Below are 1,951 nucleotides of genomic sequence, written 5' to 3' on the forward strand. Positions count from 1 at the left end.
GCTGGATGGTGCCCTGCATCTCACCAATGCCCATGACACCTATAACGGTATCCTCTCCGGCAAGGGCGGACTGGCCCTTGACGGGGGGAAAGAAACCCTCACGAACCATCAGGCCTATACCGGCGACACAACCGTCGGGCAGAGTGGTGACCTGACCCTGACAGGCTCCCTTGCCGGGGCACTTGTCAATGGCGGCCACTCCACCCTCCAGGATGGTTCAGCCGTCACCGGAACGGTCACGAACACCAGCACCGGCTCGCTGGAGGCCCACAATGCCCAGCTGAGCAATGTCACGACAGCCGGGACGCTGCTGCTCGACAGGGGAACCAATGTCTCCGGCAAGCTTGCCGCCACTGGGGGCCAGTTCACCATCGGGGATGGCGGGGCCACGGTCGGAACTCTCTCCGGCACAAACAGCACCGGCGCCCTCAATGACACGCTCACCCTCACAAACGCACAGGACGGCTATGCCGGCTCCCTCTCCGGCAAGGGGGGCCTGACCATCGCTGGCGGAACAGAAACCCTCAGCGGCCAGAACCGCTATACCGGCGACACCCATGTGACCAGTGCCGCAGGGGCCGGGCTGGACCTGACAGGGTCCATCGCCGGAAGGCTGGTCAACGACCAGTATGCCCAGGTCTCAGGACCCAATGCGCAGGTCAAGAACACCACCATCAACAACAAGACGCTGAACGTCTCCAATGGCGCCACGCTGGCTGACATCACCAACAATGGTGCAGCAACTCTCAGCAGCAGCCGGGCGGGCAATGTCATAAACGCTGCCAATGCCACCTTCAGCGCCACGGGCGGGTCTCAGGCCTCCGCAACAAACAGCGGCGTCATGACCCTCGCCGGGGGCAACAAAACGGATGGTGCTGTCACCAATACGGGCAACGGGTCCCTGACACTCGACAACAGCACCATCGGCGGTACCCTCACCCATGATGGCCAGAACCTGACCGTCACCAGCAACAATGCCTCCGCCGGGTCCCTCGCAGGAAACGGCAACGGCACGCTGGATGGCACGCTCACCCTGACAAAGGCCAATGACACCTATAACGGTATCCTCTCCGGCAAGGGCGGGCTGGCCCTTGACGGGGGGAAAGAAACCCTCACGAACCATCAGGCCTATACCGGTGACACAACCGTCGGGCAGAGTGGTGACCTGACCCTGACAGGCTCCCTTTCCGGGGCACTTGTCAACAACGGCCACTCCGCCCTCCAGGATGGTTCAGCCGTCACCGGAACGGTCACGAACAATGATGGATCACTGGTGGCAAACGGAGCCAGACTGGCCAATCTCGTTACCAATGCGGGGACCGTCAGCCTGAATGACAGCATCGTCAGGGACGTCAGCAGCAATGGTGGACAGACAGCCCTTGCCGGAACATCCGCAGGGACCGTAACAAACGCTGCCAATGCCACCTTCAGCGCCACGGGCGGGTCCCAGGCCTCCACAACAAACAGCGGCGTCATGACCCTCGCCGGGGGCAACAAAACGGATGGTGCTGTCACCAATACGGGCAACGGATCCCTGACACTCGACAACAGCACCATCGGCGGTACCCTCACCCATGATGGCCAGAACCTGACCGTCACCAGCAACAATGCCTCCGCCGGGTCCCTCGCAGGAAACGGCAACGGCACGCTGGATGGCACGCTCACCCTGACAAAGGCCAATGACACCTATAACGGTATCCTCTCCGGCAAGGGCGGGCTGACCCTTGACGGGGGGAAAGAAACCCTCACGAACCATCAGGCCTATACCGGCGACACAACCGTCGGGCAGAGTGGTGACCTGACCCTGACAGGCTCCCTTTCCGGGGCACTTGTCAACAACGGCCACTCCGCCCTCCAGGATGGTTCAGCCGTCACCGGAACGGTCACGAACAATGATGGATCACTGGTGGCGAACGGAGCCAGACTGGCCAATCTCGTTACCAATGCGGGG

At 62.1% G+C, this 1,951-nt stretch carries 1 protein-coding gene; it reads left to right on the forward strand.

The window, feature by feature from the left end; genetic code table 11:
• Positions 1-1,951, forward strand: a 1,951-nt coding sequence (locus tag ASO19_RS09165) for a beta strand repeat-containing protein (RefSeq protein ID WP_181005253.1), incomplete at both ends; no start/stop codon positions are given.

This window comes from Parasaccharibacter apium (assembly GCF_002917995.1).
GTDB classification, from domain to species: Bacteria; Pseudomonadota; Alphaproteobacteria; order Acetobacterales; family Acetobacteraceae; genus Bombella; species Bombella apis.